Source organism: Clostridium sulfidigenes, from assembly GCF_052067195.1.
Taxonomy (GTDB): domain Bacteria; phylum Bacillota; class Clostridia; order Clostridiales; family Clostridiaceae; genus Clostridium_J; species Clostridium_J sulfidigenes.
The window spans coordinates 34,890-51,859 of record NZ_JBQHQR010000016.1 but is presented as its reverse complement, the minus strand read 5'-3'; the positions used below and the strand labels follow the sequence as shown (position 1 = coordinate 51,859).

Annotated in this window: 9 protein-coding genes; 7 read left to right on the top strand and 2 right to left on the bottom strand. The window is 32.6% G+C overall.

Features of this window, described 5'->3' with window-relative positions:
• The first annotated feature begins 57 nt into the window (after positions 1 to 57).
• From ACTNBA_RS16090 to ACTNBA_RS16080, 3 genes are all read left to right on the top strand, one after another.
• Positions 58 to 903: a sugar phosphate nucleotidyltransferase gene (locus ACTNBA_RS16090; protein WP_441075319.1), complete on the top strand. Its 846-nt coding sequence runs from the start codon at positions 58 to 60 to the stop codon at positions 901 to 903.
• Positions 893 to 1,966 (top strand): phosphotransferase enzyme family protein, encoded by a 1,074-nt coding sequence (locus ACTNBA_RS16085; protein WP_441075317.1) that lies wholly within the window; start codon positions 893 to 895, stop codon positions 1,964 to 1,966. The genes ACTNBA_RS16090 and ACTNBA_RS16085 overlap by 11 nt, the downstream gene beginning before the upstream one ends.
• 684 nt (positions 1,967 to 2,650) lie before the next feature.
• The gene (locus ACTNBA_RS16080; protein WP_441075315.1) at positions 2,651 to 7,708 is read left to right on the top strand and encodes a S8 family serine peptidase; all 5,058 of its coding nucleotides are present in this window, start codon (positions 2,651 to 2,653) and stop codon (positions 7,706 to 7,708) included.
• Between the two features lie 278 nt (positions 7,709 to 7,986).
• Here ACTNBA_RS16080 and ACTNBA_RS16075 read toward each other — a convergent pair whose 3' ends face one another.
• Together ACTNBA_RS16075 and ACTNBA_RS16070 are read right to left on the bottom strand one after the other, a co-directional pair.
• Positions 7,987 to 9,456, bottom strand: a complete 1,470-nt coding sequence (locus tag ACTNBA_RS16075; RefSeq protein WP_441075313.1) for a hypothetical protein — start codon at positions 9,454 to 9,456, stop codon at positions 7,987 to 7,989.
• A 36-nt stretch (positions 9,457 to 9,492) separates the two neighbouring features.
• On the bottom strand, positions 9,493 to 10,335 hold the full coding sequence (locus tag ACTNBA_RS16070; RefSeq protein ID WP_441075312.1) for a hypothetical protein: 843 nt from the start codon (positions 10,333 to 10,335) through the stop codon (positions 9,493 to 9,495).
• A 392-nt stretch (positions 10,336 to 10,727) separates the two neighbouring features.
• Here ACTNBA_RS16070 and ACTNBA_RS16065 point away from each other — a divergent pair, with 392 nt between their 5' ends.
• The 4 genes from ACTNBA_RS16065 (at position 10,728) to ACTNBA_RS16050 (ending at position 16,904) form a co-directional block, all read left to right on the top strand.
• Positions 10,728 to 11,732, top strand: coding sequence for a GNAT family N-acetyltransferase (locus ACTNBA_RS16065; RefSeq protein ID WP_441075311.1), 1,005 nt, complete (start codon positions 10,728 to 10,730; stop codon positions 11,730 to 11,732).
• A gap of 262 nt (positions 11,733 to 11,994) precedes the next feature.
• Complete coding sequence (locus tag ACTNBA_RS16060) at positions 11,995 to 12,942, top strand: nucleotidyltransferase domain-containing protein (RefSeq protein ID WP_441075309.1); 948 nt, start codon at positions 11,995 to 11,997, stop codon at positions 12,940 to 12,942.
• A gap of 35 nt (positions 12,943 to 12,977) precedes the next feature.
• A complete protein-coding gene (gene uvrA / locus ACTNBA_RS16055) occupies positions 12,978 to 15,827 on the top strand; it encodes an excinuclease ABC subunit UvrA (RefSeq protein ID WP_441075307.1) in 2,850 nt (949 codons plus the stop codon).
• Positions 15,828 to 15,896: 69 nt separating this feature from the next.
• Positions 15,897 to 16,904, top strand: coding sequence for a D-cysteine desulfhydrase family protein (locus ACTNBA_RS16050; protein WP_441075306.1), 1,008 nt, complete (start codon positions 15,897 to 15,899; stop codon positions 16,902 to 16,904).
• Positions 16,905 to 16,970 lie beyond the last annotated feature (66 nt).

The window sequence follows — 16,970 nt, the reverse complement described above, 5'->3', positions numbered from 1 at the left end:
TAAGTAATGTAATTAATCTAGTGAATATAAAGAAAGTATTGAAATATAGGTGGTAATATGAATGAAACAACATTAGTAGTAATGGCAGCTGGTATGGGAAGGCGTTTTGGGAGTCTTAAACAGCTAGAGCCTGTGGGTCCAAATGGGGAAATAATACTTGATTTTTCAATATATGATGCAGTAAAAGCAGGCTTTTCAAAGGTAGTTTTTATTATAAAAAAAGAAATGGAAAAGGATTTTAGACATGTTATCGGCAAAAGAATTGAAAAGATAATAGATGTAGATTATGCTTTTCAAACACTAGACAAAATTCCTAAGGGGTATTCTACCCCTAATAATAGGTCTAAGCCATGGGGAACAGGGCATGCTGTGATTTGTGCTAAAAGTGCAGTTACCACTCCCTTTATGGTAATAAACGCAGATGATTACTATGGTGGCCATTCCTACAAAATAGTTGGGGATTATTTATCCCAAAATAAAGGGATGTGCATGGCTGGATTTAGACTAAAAAATACACTAACTGAAAATGGCATGGTAAGCAGAGGATTATGCGAAATAGAAAAAGGGTATTTAAAAAGTGTGGTGGAGCATACAGCTATTGATAAAAATAGTGGAATACCTCTTAATTCTATGGTATCTATGAACATGTGGGGATTTGACACTGACATATTTCATGTCCTTGAACAGGAATTTACTGTATTTTTAAAGAATTTAAAAAATCCATTAAAGGATGAATTTTATCTTCCTTCAGTAGTTGATAATATGATTAAAACACAAAGTGCAAAGGTGAAAGTCCTTGAGACATTAGATAAGTGGTATGGAGTTACATACAAAGAAGACTTACCTACAGTTAAAAATGCTATAAACCAAATGATTAGAGAGGGATTATACCATGGAATATAAACTGCATCAGGTTTTAAAACAGTTTAATATTAATGCTGAAATGAGCTCTTATGGTAACGGATATATAAATGATACATATATTGCAAAACCATATATATTACAAAGAATCAATAGTAATGTGTTTGAAAATCCTGAGAATTTAATGGAAAATATTTCAGCTATAATAGAGCATCTGAGAAAAAAAATCCTTCTTAGTGGAGGAAATCCTGACAGGGAAACACTAACGATAATAAAAACTAAGGATGGTGAAAAGTACTATAAAACCAATGAAAATGATTATTTCAGGGTATATAAATTTATAGATAATGCAGTGACCTACGATGAGGTTGAAGATCCTATGCAATTTTATTATGGCGCCAAGGCCTTCGGTAAGTTTCAAAATATGTTGTCTGATTTTCCTGTTGATAAATTATATGATACAATACCTAATTTTCATAATACAGCCACCAGGTTTGAGGATCTGTTAAAAGCAATTGAAGATAATAAATGTGGCAGATTAGAAGAAGTGGGAAAAGAAATTGAATTTGCAAAAAAACGCAGAAGAGATGTGAGCATCATATTAGATGCAATGAAAGATGGAAGCATTCCTCTAAGGGTAACACATAATGACACTAAGCTGAATAATGTTATGATAGATATAGACACAGGTGAAGGGGTATGTGTAATTGATTTGGATACAGTAATGCCAGGGTCAATTCTCTATGACTACGGCGATGCACTTAGATATGGAGCTTCTAGCGGAAGTGAAGACGAAACAGATTTATCAAAAATATGGTTTGATATGAATCTGTTTAAGTATTTTACAAAGGGATATTTTCATGAAGTATTACCTATACTTGTGCCAAAAGAGATTGAACTTATGGCGTTTTCTGTGAAACTTATGACCTTTGAATGTGGTATAAGATTTTTAACGGATTATTTAAATGGAGATACCTATTTTAAAATTCACAAGGAGAAACACAATCTTCATAGAGCAAGAACACAGTTTAAGCTAGTTAGTGATATTGAAGGGAAAATGGATATTATGAATAAAATAATAGGGGAACTTATAGAAGTAAGTTAGATAAATAGGAATACCTAGAAACAGCAGAATTTCAGAATTCTGCTGTTTTTTATGTAATTATAATTTTAATTTGAACCATGAAAAATCATTAATTTTTAGGGACATAAAGCCTTATTTTAACAGGAACTTTAAGTACGCCACCAATATTCTCATAACATGTATATTTTATGAATATAATTTTCAACAGAGTATATTTGTAAAAAAATAGTTACATTCAAAAGAAAGATTTTAAAATATGTATATAGTTTAAATATTCTGAACCTGGGTTATTGTAATAAATATCATGCAATATTTTACCGAAGCACAATAATGCTTACTAGAATGAAAATTGAAATTTGAAGTTTATCTAATTTAATAAAAAGGAGGTATAAGCATTGGAAATTATAGATTTATAAAAAGTATATAAAATATTAAAAAAAAATGAACATTGTTCATTGACAATGCCATTCAGATAATATAATATAAGTTATGGGTTGAAAATTCGGAAAAATGAAATGCTAAAGTTGTAATGTGTCGAAATTTGTATTGTGCTTTGAAAATAAATTAAATGTATCAAAGTTATCATAGGAGTAATCTTTAAATATATGTTAATTATTTTACAGGTTATTCCTTTAGATAAAGTTCATAAAGTCTAATTCTATGGGGTGGCTTTATGATCAAAATAAATAATGGGGAGGAATATTAATGAGAAAAGACTTCAAAAGAGCTGTTGCTGTAGTCCTGATGTTTATCTTTACTTTCAGTCTAAGTTTCACATCAGTTAAGTACACAGCATACGCGCAGAGCGAGAGCACAAGCTACAATGATAAGATTATTCAGCTCATGAGAGATGAATATCGAGCAGAACGCAAAAAGTTAGCAGAAGAAAAGCTAAAAAATGGGGACAAGAACCTAATCCAAGAAAAGGATCCAAATGAAATTGTCAGAGTAATTGTTCAAATGGATAAGCAATCCATATCTGAAAACAGTTCAATGACAAAAAAGCAAATAATGAAAACACAAAGTAACGTGTTATCAAAGGCAAAAAAATTAGAAGGAGCAAAAGTTAGACAAACATATAGCTATCTTTTAAATGGTTTTAGTATGACAGTTAAAAGAAGCGAAATTTCCAAAATTAAAGAAATGCCAGGTGTTAAGGCTGTATCTGAAGCCAACACGTATTATCCTATAATGACTACTGCAAAGGAATTAACAAAGGCATACGAGGTTTGGAAGGAGTCAGGATATAAGGGAGAAGGCTTAGTTGTATCAGTAATAGATACTGGAGTAGATCCTGACCATAAGGATATGAGAATAACTGATTCTTCAAAGGCGAAGATAAAGGAAATAAAGCAAAGCAAAGAAACTAAATTTACAGAAAAGGTTCCATATGGTTATAACTTTGCCGATAGAAATGATGATATAAAGGACGCAAAGGGAAAGAGCATGCATGGAATGCATGTTGCTGGTATAATTGGAGCTAATGGTAAAGAAGATGAAGTTAATAACCTAAAGGCAATACAAGGTGTTGCACCAGAGGCACAACTTCTTGCAATGAAGGTATTTTCAAATCACCCAGAAATGAGAGGCTGCTTTGATGATGATATAATTGCAGCAATTGAAGATTCAGTACTTCATGAGGCAGATATAATAAATATGAGCTTAGGTTCAGAAGCAGGATTCCAGAATCCAAATAATCCAGTTGAAGTTGCTATTAAAAAGGCAACAGACAAAGGAGTTTTAGTTGTAGTTGCAGCTGGGAACTCAGCTATTTCAACTACAGCTTCTGATAGTCAAAAGTTATTAACTAATGATTTAGGAACAGTTGATACAGCTATGATATCTCAACCAGCTACAGCTGATGATGCTCTATCAGTTGCATCATATGAGAACACAAATGCTATCAATGAGGTTTTAAAGCTTGAAATAGGCGACAAGACAGAGGAAATATCCTTTGAACCTTCTGAAAAAAATCCATCTGAGTTCTTAAAGGGAAATAAATATGAACTTGTTGACTGTGGTTTTGGCAGTGAGTATGATTTTGGATTTTCAAGTTGCGAAGGAAAAATTGCAGTTGTAAAATTTATTTATGAAATGGGTAGTGCAGAAATTAGAGAGATGGCTGCAAAATTAGGCGCAGTAGGGGTAATTATATATGGTGATGAGGGCGATGAAAGTCTTCATGGAATGACCATAAATGACACTTTAATACCTGCTGCATGGGTAGGAAATACTGATGGTAAAAAAATAATATCAGAAATAAAAAATGGAGGAAAGGTTTATTTTGATGGTAAATTAGTGAATAAGGCTAATACATTTGATGGAAATATGTCTTCATTTACATCCTTTGGACCAACTCCTAATCTTGAACTTAAGCCAGAGGTTTCTGCTCCAGGAGGAAATATTTTCTCTACATTTAATGATAATCAATACGGAACAATGAGCGGTACGTCAATGGCAGCACCTCATACAGCAGGTGCAGCAGCATTAGTTGTACAAGCTACAAAGAAGAATTTTAGTGGATTATCAGGCAGAGAGTTAGTAGAATTTGCTAAGAAAACACTTGTAAATACATCAATGGTACAGTTTGATAGAAATTATGAAGGTGGAAATGTACCATATTCACCAAGAAGACAAGGTGCTGGACTTATAGATATTAAGAGTGCAGTAGACAATAAAGTATTGGTAACTGATGTAAATGGCAATGCAGTTGCATCAATAAAGGAAATTGGAAAAGAGAAAAGCTTTACTCTAAAGCTTAAAAATTACGGTAGTGAGGCTGTTACATTTGATTTATCCTCTGAGGGTGTTCTTGGAGAAAAAATAGTAGATGAAGCAGGACATTTTTCAGAGTATGTAATTGAAGGTTCAAAAATCAGCTTCAGTGAGAAGTCTGTAACTATTAATGGAAATAGTGAAGCTTCAGTTAATGTAACTATAACTATTCCAGACAGTTATAAATCAGAAAACTTTGTTGAGGGATTTGTACACTTTAACGCAAAGGATGGAAAAAATCCAAATCTTGTTATTCCTTTCATGGGATTCTATGGTAGTTGGAGCAAGCCAAATGTTATAGATTTACCTTTATATGATAAGGATTCAATATTAAAACTTACTGGATTAATAGAAGATCAGATGATGGGAATTCCTTTCTATCTAGGGGAAGTTGTTCTTGATGAAAATAAAGAGGAAACAATAAATCCTAAAGTAGCAGGAATATCACCAAATGGTGATGGGGATGCTGATTATTGTATGCCTTATCTTGCATTATTAAGAAATGCAAAGAATATAAATGTACAAGTAGTAGATAAAAATGATGGAACAGAAAAAGTAATAAGAAACTTAACTACAGACGCTGATTTTAATAAAGGGTCTGTTTTAGGAGGAATGGCCACAACTATTACATCAGGTACATGGGATGGAGCTATATATAACAGTAAAACTGGTGAGTATGAATGTGCTGAGGATGGACAATACTATGTAAAAGTAATGGCCAATATTGATTATGAAAATGCAAAACCACAGACAATGTATTTCCCAGTACAGGTAGATACTGTAGGTCCAGAGATAAATATACTTGAGGACCAATGTTCTTTAGAGAACGACACTTATACATTAAAGTGGACCGTTGAAGATCTTGGTAAAGCTAATACAGGAATATCTGCACTTGGTTTAGATGTATATCTTAATGGAGTAAATACTTTTTGGGATCAAGTTGAAAAAGTAAATAAAGGTGAGGATGGAGTATACAGCTGTAAATTTAAGCTGGATACAACAAAATCAAATATTATAAGTGTAGGAGCAATGGACAATGCAATTAACCGTAGTGTTAGTAGTATAACAGTAGGTTCTATGATAGATTTTGATAATCTATCTGATGGTATTAACATTGGCAAGGATGCTGTTGTTGACGGAGTATATACAGTTAATGGTACAGTATCAAAGGATGTTAAGACTTTAAAAATTAATGGAGTTGAAGTTGAAATAACTAAAAAGAATACCTTCAAAGCTCCTGTTTCTGTAACAGAAGGAAAAAATGAATTTAAGGTAGAGGCTATAGATGAAAAAGGACAGCCAATAACAGACCTTTGTAAAACCTATAATGTAGTTTATGACAATAAGGAGCCTGTTATAACAATAACTTCTCCAGAGATTGGCGAAGATGGAGTTATTTGTGATGGTATGACTTTACTTGTAAAGGGAACTGTAAAGGATGACTATACTGACTATAAAAACCTTAAGGTGAATATTGGATGGACTACTGTAAACTTGAATGAAGACGGAAGTTTTGAAACAGCTGTAAGAGTTTTTGAGGGATATAATCTACTTGAAGTAGTGGCAACGGATTTAGCTAAAAATAGTTCAATAACTAGCTTTGGAGTAGGTAAAGAAGATTCTACTAGACCATTTGAGATTTTATTTGATAACTTAGGACCACTTACAATAGCAGCACCAATATTAGGTGGATTTAGCGAAGATGATGTTTACACAATAAGTGGTGCAGTTAATAAGAAAATCAATACATTTAAGATAAACAACACAGATATAAAGGTAAACAACGACCTAAGCTTTGAATTCCCTGTACAATTAAAGGTTGGAGGTAATAAGGTAAAGGTATATGCAGCAGATGATAACGGCAAAGTTTTTTATGACTATGTATATACGATTTGGTATGATGGAAAGGCGCCAAATATTTCAATTTCAGATCCAGTTCTATATGAAGATGGAAAAGTTTATACCAATAAGGATTCAATTACAATTAAGGGAATTGCTGAAGATGATGGGGTAGGATATTCATTGACCGTTAATGGAGACAATATAGTCCGCCAAGACACCTTCCCAGTTCTAGGTGAAGAGAATAACAGGAAAGAATTTGCCTATGAATTAAACGTAGAAAATAACATGAAGGTTAAGGTGGAATGTAATGATTCATTTGCAAACCGTACTGTTTTAGACTTTACAGTAGTTGTGGATAAGACAGCACCAACACTTGAAATCAAGGGCTTAGAAGATGGCAAGGTATACAATTCTTCAGTAAGACCAGAGATTGTTGTTAATGAAGAAAATTGCAATAAAACTATGTTACTAGATGGAAAAGAATATGTTGGTGGAGACATAACTGAAGAAGGTACTCATGTTCTTACAGTTAAGGCTCAAGACAGAGCAGGAAATATATCTAAGGAATATAAAGTAAGCTTTACAATAGATAAAACTGCTCCAGAAATAATAGTTAAAGGTGTAGAGGATGGAAAGACATACACTGATGCAGTAACACCTGAAGTTACAACAGGAGAAAAAGCAACAGTTACAATGACTTTAGATGGAAAGGCTTATGATGGTTCATCAATAAAGGCATTAGGAAAGCATGTATTAGTAATTACAGCAGTTGATGAGGCTGGTAATAAGTCAGAAAAAACCATAACCTTTATGATTGAAGAGTCAAAGAAGGACGATGGAGATAAACCTGGGGACAAGCCAGGAGACAAACCTGGAGATAAACCTGGAGACAAGCCAGGAGATAAACCAGGGGACAAACCTGGAGATAAACCAGGAAACAATAACAATGGCAATAACAACAATAGCAATAACAAAAATAACAGTAACAACAACAATAACCAAGGTGGGGCTAAGAATGTAAATGATAAAAACCTTCCAAAAACAGGTACTATGGTGGGTGCAAATGCTTTAATGTTATCAAGTACTATGATTCTAGCTCTAGGAGCAAGCCTTGCATATATGAGAAAAAGAAAAGAAGAAAATTAGTTTTTGATAAGGATAAAACAATTTATTTTCTAATCATATAAGTGATGCTAAGTAAATTTAAAAATGAAAATTACTATGGGCAAAAATGCCTATAGTAATTTTTATTTTTTGGTAATACTAGATGATAATGTAGAAATACAGCTTATAAATTATATGAAGACCACTGGGAGAATGCTTATGCTTTGGGAGTGTTAGCTAATGATAAATTAATTGCTGCAATTGAAATAGATCAAGAACTAAGGTCTAGTCTTTGTAACTAAAAAACATGTTTTGAATATTTAAACCACTTTGATAACCGAATCGTGATTAAGTTGACATGGTGGTCCATTAAAATTCAGTTCTAATTGAGAGGTAAGTAAAAAACCTCCGATTGTATGTGCTGCATCGAATGGTGGAGTACCTTCTTTTACGGTATTTACATCTTGTGCAAAAACGAATAGATACCAATTTCCTGGTTGAAGCTCTTCTTCATTATATAAGCCACCACAGTACAAAGTATCGTTTGCTTTCTCATCTAATCCTATGCCATTATCACAAAGCTCGAAACGAAGAACTTCACCCTGTGTAGAAATTAATACTGCATTTACGTAAAGCTCGTTACCTGAATAATAACTTCCATCGGATTTTTCAAAACTTGCACAAATCTTAAGTGGATCACCTCGGTGATGAATATTAGGTGATTTTACTTCATACGAGTTCAAAAAATGTATGTTTTGTCGTTGATCAGATGTATTGAATGTATAGGTTTTATTAGTAGTAGTTCGAGTATATTCCCAGTCACCTTCTATTGGATAATCTCTACCAGGACTAGGAGCTACAGGATAATTAATTTTTAGTTGGACAGATTCACTAATAGTTAATTCTCCAGAAACTGGAGGGGTTTGTTCCTGACCACGATAATGTAAATCTGGTCCATCTGAAGCAATTGCTGCAGTTGCAATTGCCCCAGCAGCACTATATAGACCTCTCTCAAACCAATCATCTGTATTAGTGGCTGATGTAGTTACTGAAGGACAGCAAACCGATGGAGTAGTTTCCTCGAAGGTACCTTTAACAGACACAACACCTCCATCAAGCTCTCCATCACTAAAATAATCGTAGAGAAGCGCACCAAGTGCAAATGCTCCAGCTAAGATTCCTAAAGCAATCTTCCACCAAGGATCATTGTAAGGGAAAGGGCCTCTGATCCCTTCATATGGTGGATTTGGAACCCAATCATAGGTCACATCAGTTGGTAGTACAATGAATGGTTTTGTTTTCTCGGGATTGCATGGATCTTTTTCTCCGAGACCCACAATAGCATTATGAATATTTATTTTCATTGAGCCTTCAGGCATGACAACACTGTATGTCTTAGTTGGTTTATGATAATCTATTCTTGTTATGAATATCTTCTTAATTATCCGGTTAAAGGAAAAACCATCACTTTCAATGATAAAGCTGATATTTGCAATTCCAGGATTAGCTGCGATAAAACTTGTTATAAATCTTACAGAAAAAGATGCATTTGGAGGAACATCTCCCACATAATCAAATGATGTAGGAAGAGGGATACCAGGATCTGAAATTCCTTCAATATATACACGCACATTTTTTAGAGTTGTATTACTTTCGTTGACAATAGAAGTTTGTATAATTTGTTTTCCTATATTTACAATAAAAAAACCATCAGTATTCATCATATTTGTTTGTGAACAGATTGCAAAAGGTCTAAAAGGAATTGTTACAGGCACAGTTGAAGTAGACATTTATTTAGCTCCTTTCTTTCTTTGAACTTTATTTTCTCACTCATTATTTTCAAGCATTACTAAAACCCCAATTCCACCTACTACTTCATCACAAATTAATTCTTCAACTAAAAAGAAAGAACCAGTATTGGTGTCGTATTCTTTTGGTAATCTTACAACAAGAGCCATTCCAGTTTGATCCTCTTTATTTATACTAAGTGTAAGAGTGGGTTTACCGATATTAGTGATTTGATCCCCACATCGATATGATGTTATCCCCAATTCTTCTACATATTCCATCTCTTTTGGTAATTCTTCTAATCCGATAACTGTTTTTAACTCAGATAAATCTTTTATGGGTGCACGTCTAGCTTGTAGTGAAATTTCATCAGAGCACATTCGGGCAGAATTGCTAGCTATAAATGGTATTACTATTGTTCTCTTATTAGGGGTGATGCTTTCAACAATAATGTTCCGTTGGGCTACATGTCTATCTGCTGGTGGATTGAATGGATCATTATCTCCATGTGGAGGGAGTGGATCAGAGTAAGAAAATACTTCTGTGATAAGACATATATGCTTATCATTTCCCCAATTTGGATACCAAGGTGTTAGACAAAGTACATCTTTTGATTCTCCAGGACCAAGAATAACACTACTTGAACCAATTTTTTTTGCTGTTTTTCTAGTAATTAATGATGATGGTTCTGTCCAGTAAAAGTTGACAATTGCATTATAGGCAGTAGTTGTACCACTATTGTATACCCGCGACCAAACATAATTTTTACTATTAAAAGTTGGGAATCCAGGGCTACCATTTGGATCATCACCAGGAACAACCCAAATGCTAGGACTAAGATACCAAGGTGCACCGTCTTCGATTGAAAGTATGACAGACATATTCATATTCTCCTTACTATTTAATATTTAATTCTATGTAACTTATAGTGAATTAAAAAAGTATTTTTATTATACCCATTTGATATTTTGATATACCCTATAAGATATTGGAGCTCTTTAATACATGGTTACACTTGCTGAATTATCCTAAATAGAATGAAAGATTAGTGATTGTTGCTGAAACAAAGGGTAAGTTGCTGATATGTTACATAGGTAAACGCTTTAGGATAGGTTGCTTATTAATAGACGCTGGGAATCTATATAATGAATAATACAGAATTGTTTTTTACATATTTAATGATAACTTACTGTGTTAGAATATGTAATATAAATTTATTAAGAAAAGAATAGCCCTTAGTGGCTATATCATTATTATACTAGGAGATACAGAAATGAAGAAATGTGAATTTAGAAAAATTACTATTGATGATATACCTGCAATGTCTGATTTGTTAATATGTAGGCAAAACCTTGAGAGTAAGTCATTTCAGTCCTTGAAGAACAGTTGTCTTAATGCAAAATATATAACGGGTTTACTTGAGAATTTGTTTGTTAATAGAAAAGCAATTGGAATAGGAGCCTTTGCTAATGATGAACTAGTAGGTTATTTATTTGGTGAGATGAAAATTGACCATAGAGGCAGACATATATGGGTGCCCTATGAGGGAATAGCAATTAGAATGGATCAATCCTCTGAGCTTATAAGGGAGCTCTATACAAAGGTTTCTGTTGTATGGCTTGAACATGGCTACTTTAGCCACCATACATTTGTACCTCTAGGAAATCAGGTGTACTATGAAGCCTTCCAAAGATTAAGTTTTTTTATTGATCATGTACATGGAATAATGAATATGGAGGATTACAAGGCTTTTGAAAACTTATCTGATGCAGAGATTAGATTTGCTAACAAAAATGATAGTGAAATAATGGGTAATATGTCTAGTATAATCTTATCATGCCTCAATTCAGCACCTACCTTTTTACCTGTAAAACCTGAACTTGTAATGAATATAAATGCTGGGTATAAAAGTTTAGTAGAGGATAATGATTCGACGATTCTTATTGCAGAAAAGGATATGAAGGAATTAGGATTTCAAGTATATGAGCCTATTACTCCAGATTTGATGACACCTGATAATGGGGTAGAGCTACATATTGCGGGCACTCACCATTTCCAAAGAGGAAGAGGTGTTGGTAAAAAGTTAATGAATGAAGGCTATAGGATTATGAAGGAAAAGGGATATAATAGCATAATAACAGATTGGAAAATAACCAACCTTTCTGGTTCAAATTTTTGGCCTAAGTGTGGATTTAAGCCAATAGCTTACAGAATGGTTAGGAATATTGACAATAATATAGCATGGGCAAACTTTAATAACTCAAGTATTATTCTGTAGTAGCTTAGAGCCATTAGAAAAGTTAAAGCAGTATCTTTAATTAAGGCAATATCTTCTATAAAATTAGTTAATTAAGAACACAGAGAAGCAGTAGAATTTCAGGATTCTACTGCTTTTTATGTAGTAATCATTGAATGTGTAAACAATATTATTATAAATATGTAAAATATTCAATATTATTGTTCAGTTTGGAAATAAAGTATATAATTTAAAGTATAAGTTTAGAGGTTAATATTCTAAGAGAGGAAGAGATTTAATAATTATGAATACAAATATGTCATATATTAAAAAAAGGTATAATAGTGCCTTAGAGAAATTTGTTGAAAAGGTCAGAAGGGACAGTAATATTATTGCTGCTTTTTCCTATGGAAGTATTACAAATGATAATTTATGGGAAAAGTCTGATATAGATATATGGTTAATATCAAAGGAAAACAGCAAGAAGGTATATAATCAGTATTCACTTGTAGAGGATGATATAGACTTCCAAGTGGAACTATATAGCAGAAATTATTTTATTGAATTGATAGATAGTCCTCAAAATCAAAATTTTTTTAGAACAGTTTTAAATGAAAGTAAATTATTATTTTCAACTGATGAAACAATAGAAAAGCTTTTTAATGGAGATAAATTCTTAGGTGATAGAGACAAAGAGGAGAATTTATTAAAGTCAGCAATCTATGGAATTATATGTATAAAAAAAGCAGAAAAGCTATTAATGGTTGAAGAAGAGCTTGTTGATGGATTCAGTTTAATTCAAAAACTAGTATGCCATATAGCTTGCATAGAAATAGCATTAAATAATGAGTTTAGGGGCAGAGAAGTAATAAGTCAAGGATTAAAGCTCAACCCTGATTTTTTTAAGTGCACATATATGACTTTGATTAAAAATGAAGTAACTATTTTAAGTTTAGTTAAAATATTAGAATTGTGTAAAGAGTATGTAGAAGAGAGAAAAGATGTTCTTTTTTATCCAATTGTCAGATGGATGAAAGAAGAAGGCGAAATAAGAGGCGTATCAATGATTAATGAATACTTGAAAAAGAAATATAATATTAGTAATGATGGCAATGAACTTACAGATACTTATAATTGGCTTGCAGAAAGAGATGTACTAATTAAGGTTAGTGAATCAATAAAACTTATGGATAAAAGCAAGGCTACCTTTGAAGAAGCGGCTTATTATTATAATTTTGACAGTGATATATAACTTAGAAGCTATTTAGAAAGTAAAGGAGAATACAATTGGTTAGAAAAAGTATAAGTATAAAAGGAGCAAGAGAGAACAACCTAAAAAATATTGATTTAGAGATACCTAGAGATGCTCTCACTGTAATTACTGGAGTAAGTGGTTCAGGAAAATCGTCTATTGCTTATAACGTATTATATGCAGAAGGACAAAGAAGATTTTTACAGTCTCTATCATCATCTTCTAGATCTAATATAATGAATATGGAAAAACCTGATGTAGATATGGTCACAGGGTTATCTCCAGTAATATCAATTCCACAGAAGAGAGGTATTAAGAATCCCCGTTCATCAGTTGCAACTATGGCTGACTTGTCAAACCATATTAGACTATTATATTCAGTATTAGGAACTCCACATTGTCCTATATGCCATAAGGAAATTCAGTGTTTGTCAACCAGTCAAATAGCTGAGCATATATTGAGTCTCCCAGAAGGTACTAGAATTGAAGTACAAGCCCCTGTTAATAAAATATTTGATAAAAGCTATGATTATTTATTAACTGAACTTAGAAGTAGAGGCTACAGAAGATTTGTGATCAACAATGAAGTGTTTGATATTAAAAATAATATAAACTTAGAGGAGACTGGAACTTATAAAATTGAAGTAATAGTAGATGAGGTTTCAGTATATAAAAAGAATTATGAACAAATAGTTAGCGCAATAGAAAGAGGATTGGAAGTAGGACAGAATTTTATAAGACTACAGATCCTAAGCAAGGAGATTTCAGAAGATGAAGTAAGAAAGTTTACTAAGGGGTTTATTAACTGTGAACATAGTATTATTACAGGGAAATTCCTCCCTAAATATTTTTCACCAAATGATGTCAGTGGAGCATGTCCTACATGTCAGGGACTTGGAACCTATAAAATGACAGAACCCTACCTTTTGATTAGGGATGAAAAGAAGAGCATGAGAATGGACCCACTTTATGTATCTCAATTCAGTTTGAGTGATAAAAATGGTGCAGCAAGATTGCATAGCCTTGCAGCACATTATAATTTTAGTATTGATACTCCTTTTAATGAGCTCCCAGAGAAAATAAAAGATATTTTTTTCTATGGAACTAAAGGTGAACGTTATGAGCTGATGAAGCCAACAGGAGAGCGAGAAATAGAAGAAAGACGAAGGTACGTAAGTTATGAAGGGCTAGTGAACTATATAACACGGCTTTATAAAGATAATTTAGATAAAGGAACAAAGAATAGAGATAATGAAAAACTCTTTGCCAGTCACATTTGTCCAGACTGTAAGGGTAAAAAGCTAAAAAAAGAAAGATTATTAGTTAAGATAAATGGAATAGACATAAATGAGTTTGGGAAAATGCAGATACAAAAATTAAAGAAATTTATATCATCACTAGAAGTGGTGGAGTCTAAAAGGGAAGTTGCACAGCAGATTATTAATGAAATGATAATAAAACTAGAGCTTCTGGAAGAAATAGGACTTGAATATTTGAGCTTGGGGAGAAGTTCGGATACTCTTTCTGGAGGAGAAACTCAAAGAATACGTTTATCTTCACAAATAGGATCAAATCTAATGGGGATGATGTATATATTAGATGAACCAAGTATAGGACTACATGAGAAGGATACATTTAAAATAATTAATACATTAAAAAAGCTAAGAGACATGGGTAATACTGTAGTTGTAGTTGAACACGATATGGAGACTATTGGGAACGCAGATTATATAGTTGAATTAGGACCAGGTGCAGGAGCAAATGGCGGCAAGATAATTGCAAGTGGAAGTATTAAGGAGATTATTAATACAGAAAGATCTATAACAGGACAATATTTGACTGGAAAGAAGAAAATTGTTATTCCTAAAGGAAGACGTTTAGGGATAGGAAAACATATAAGAATACATGGTGCAAGAGAAAATAATCTTAAGAATTTTAACCTAAGCATACCATTAGGAACCTTTATTTGCATTACAGGTGTATCAGGGTCTGGAAAAAGCAGTTTGGTAAATGAGATATTATACAAGAGCATATACTCAAAGCTTCATGATTCTAGAGTTAAGCCAGGACTCAATGATGGAGTTGATGGCATTGAGAATATTAGTGATGTTAGATATATTGATCAATCACCAATAGGAAGAAGTTCACGTTCAAATCCAGCAACCTATATTAATATTTATGATAAAATAAGAGATATATTTGCAGGAACAGAAGAAGCAAAAGCCAGAGGGTATGACATTTCAAGTTTCAGTTTCAATAATAAGGGTGGAAGATGTGAGACTTGTATGGGAGAAGGAAATATTGTAACTGAGTTGCAATTTATGCAAGATATCATAACCATATGCCCAGTATGCAAAGGTAAAAGGTATAGAAGTGAGATATTAGAGGTCAAATATAAAGAAAAAAACATAGCTGATATTCTTGAACTAACAATTGAAGAAGGAGTGGAATTTTTCAAGGATGTAAACCTAATACATTCTAAATTGAATGTATTAAACAAGCTAGGATTAGGATACCTAAAATTAGGACAATCCTCATCTACATTGTCTGGGGGAGAAGCTCAAAGGTTAAAGCTTGGAAGAGAACTGGGAAAAATTAAAAAAGAGAAGGACAATTTATATATCTTAGATGAGCCAACCACAGGACTTCATATTAAAGATATTGAAAAATTGTTACTATCACTTAATGAACTTGTTGATTTAGGAAATACTGTGCTTGTAATTGAACATAATTTGGATTTGATAAAAACCGCAGACTATATAATAGATATGGGCCCTGACGCGGGAGAAAATGGTGGTCATATTGTAGCAGAGGGAAGGCCTGAAGATATTATAATGTGTGATAAATCCTATACAGGAAAATATCTGAAAAAATATATGGAATGAAATATTATACCCTGGGTTTATGTATAATTACGTTCCAATCCTATAATTACTAAAGGAGATGAACAAAATATGAATAATATTTTAAACAAAATTCAAATTCCAGAAAGAATAAAACTTTCAAATATGCCAACTAAAATTGAAAAACTTGAGAGGTTTTCTAAAATGTTAGGTGGACCCAATATTTATATAAAGAGAGATGATCAAACTGGACTTGAAGTATCAGGAAACAAAATTAGAAAATTAGAATTTACAGTAAAAGATGCTATTAATAAAGGGGCTAATGTGCTTATAACTTGCGGTGGAATCCAATCAAACCATTGTAGAGCAACGGCAGCAGTAGCAGCGAGGCTTGGGATGAAATCAGTACTTGTTTTAAGAGGAAGCAGCAATATTGAATCTGATGGAAATTTATTTATAGATAAGCTTTTAGGTGCAGATATTCGTTTTATTACCGCAGAAGAATATAAAAATTCAAGATTAGAAATTATGGAACAGATTAAGTCGGAATATGATAAAAAAGGTTATATGTCCTATATTATTCCAGAAGGTGCTTCAAATGTAATAGGCACATTTGGATATTATAATGCAATGAAAGAAATTATTGAGCAGGAACAGGAGTTAGGTGTTCATTTTGACAAAGTTATACTCGCTGTGGGATCTGGAGGTACTTACGCAGGAACTTTTTTAGCAAATAAAATATCAGAAAACAAGTGTGATATTTTAGGTGTTAATGTTTGTGATGATAGTGAATATTTTAAAAATCGAATCTACGAAATAGTACAAGATACCATGAAATATATTAATGTAGATTTGGAATTGTCTAAAGATGAAATAAGAATTATAGATGGATATGTAGGAAATGGATATGCTTTAAGCAGAGAAGAAGAAATAAATTTCATTAAGGAATTTGCAAAATTAGAAGGAATAATTTTAGATCCTGTTTATACAGGTAAAGCCATGTATGGATTAAGCGAAGAAATAAAAAATGGAAACTTTAAAAATGATGAAAATATTTTATTTATCCATACTGGTGGGGCTTTTGGAATATTTCCTCAAAAGGAGCTATTTAAATACTAACATATTGAATTTATCCTGTAATATTAGAAGATGAAAATGAGATAGCAAAAACTAAACAAGAATTAA

Coding starts and splice junctions, on each gene's coding strand:
- ACTNBA_RS16090 (WP_441075319.1), top strand. CDS start 58: ATGAATGAAACAACATTAGTAGTAATGGCAGCTGGTATGGGAAGGCGT.
- ACTNBA_RS16085 (WP_441075317.1), top strand. CDS start 893: ATGGAATATAAACTGCATCAGGTTTTAAAACAGTTTAATATTAATGCT.
- ACTNBA_RS16080 (WP_441075315.1), top strand. CDS start 2,651: ATGAGAAAAGACTTCAAAAGAGCTGTTGCTGTAGTCCTGATGTTTATC.
- ACTNBA_RS16075 (WP_441075313.1), bottom strand. CDS start 9,456: ATGTCTACTTCAACTGTGCCTGTAACAATTCCTTTTAGACCTTTTGCA.
- ACTNBA_RS16070 (WP_441075312.1), bottom strand. CDS start 10,335: ATGTCTGTCATACTTTCAATCGAAGACGGTGCACCTTGGTATCTTAGT.
- ACTNBA_RS16065 (WP_441075311.1), top strand. CDS start 10,728: ATGAAGAAATGTGAATTTAGAAAAATTACTATTGATGATATACCTGCA.
- ACTNBA_RS16060 (WP_441075309.1), top strand. CDS start 11,995: ATGAATACAAATATGTCATATATTAAAAAAAGGTATAATAGTGCCTTA.
- ACTNBA_RS16050 (WP_441075306.1), top strand. CDS start 15,897: ATGAATAATATTTTAAACAAAATTCAAATTCCAGAAAGAATAAAACTT.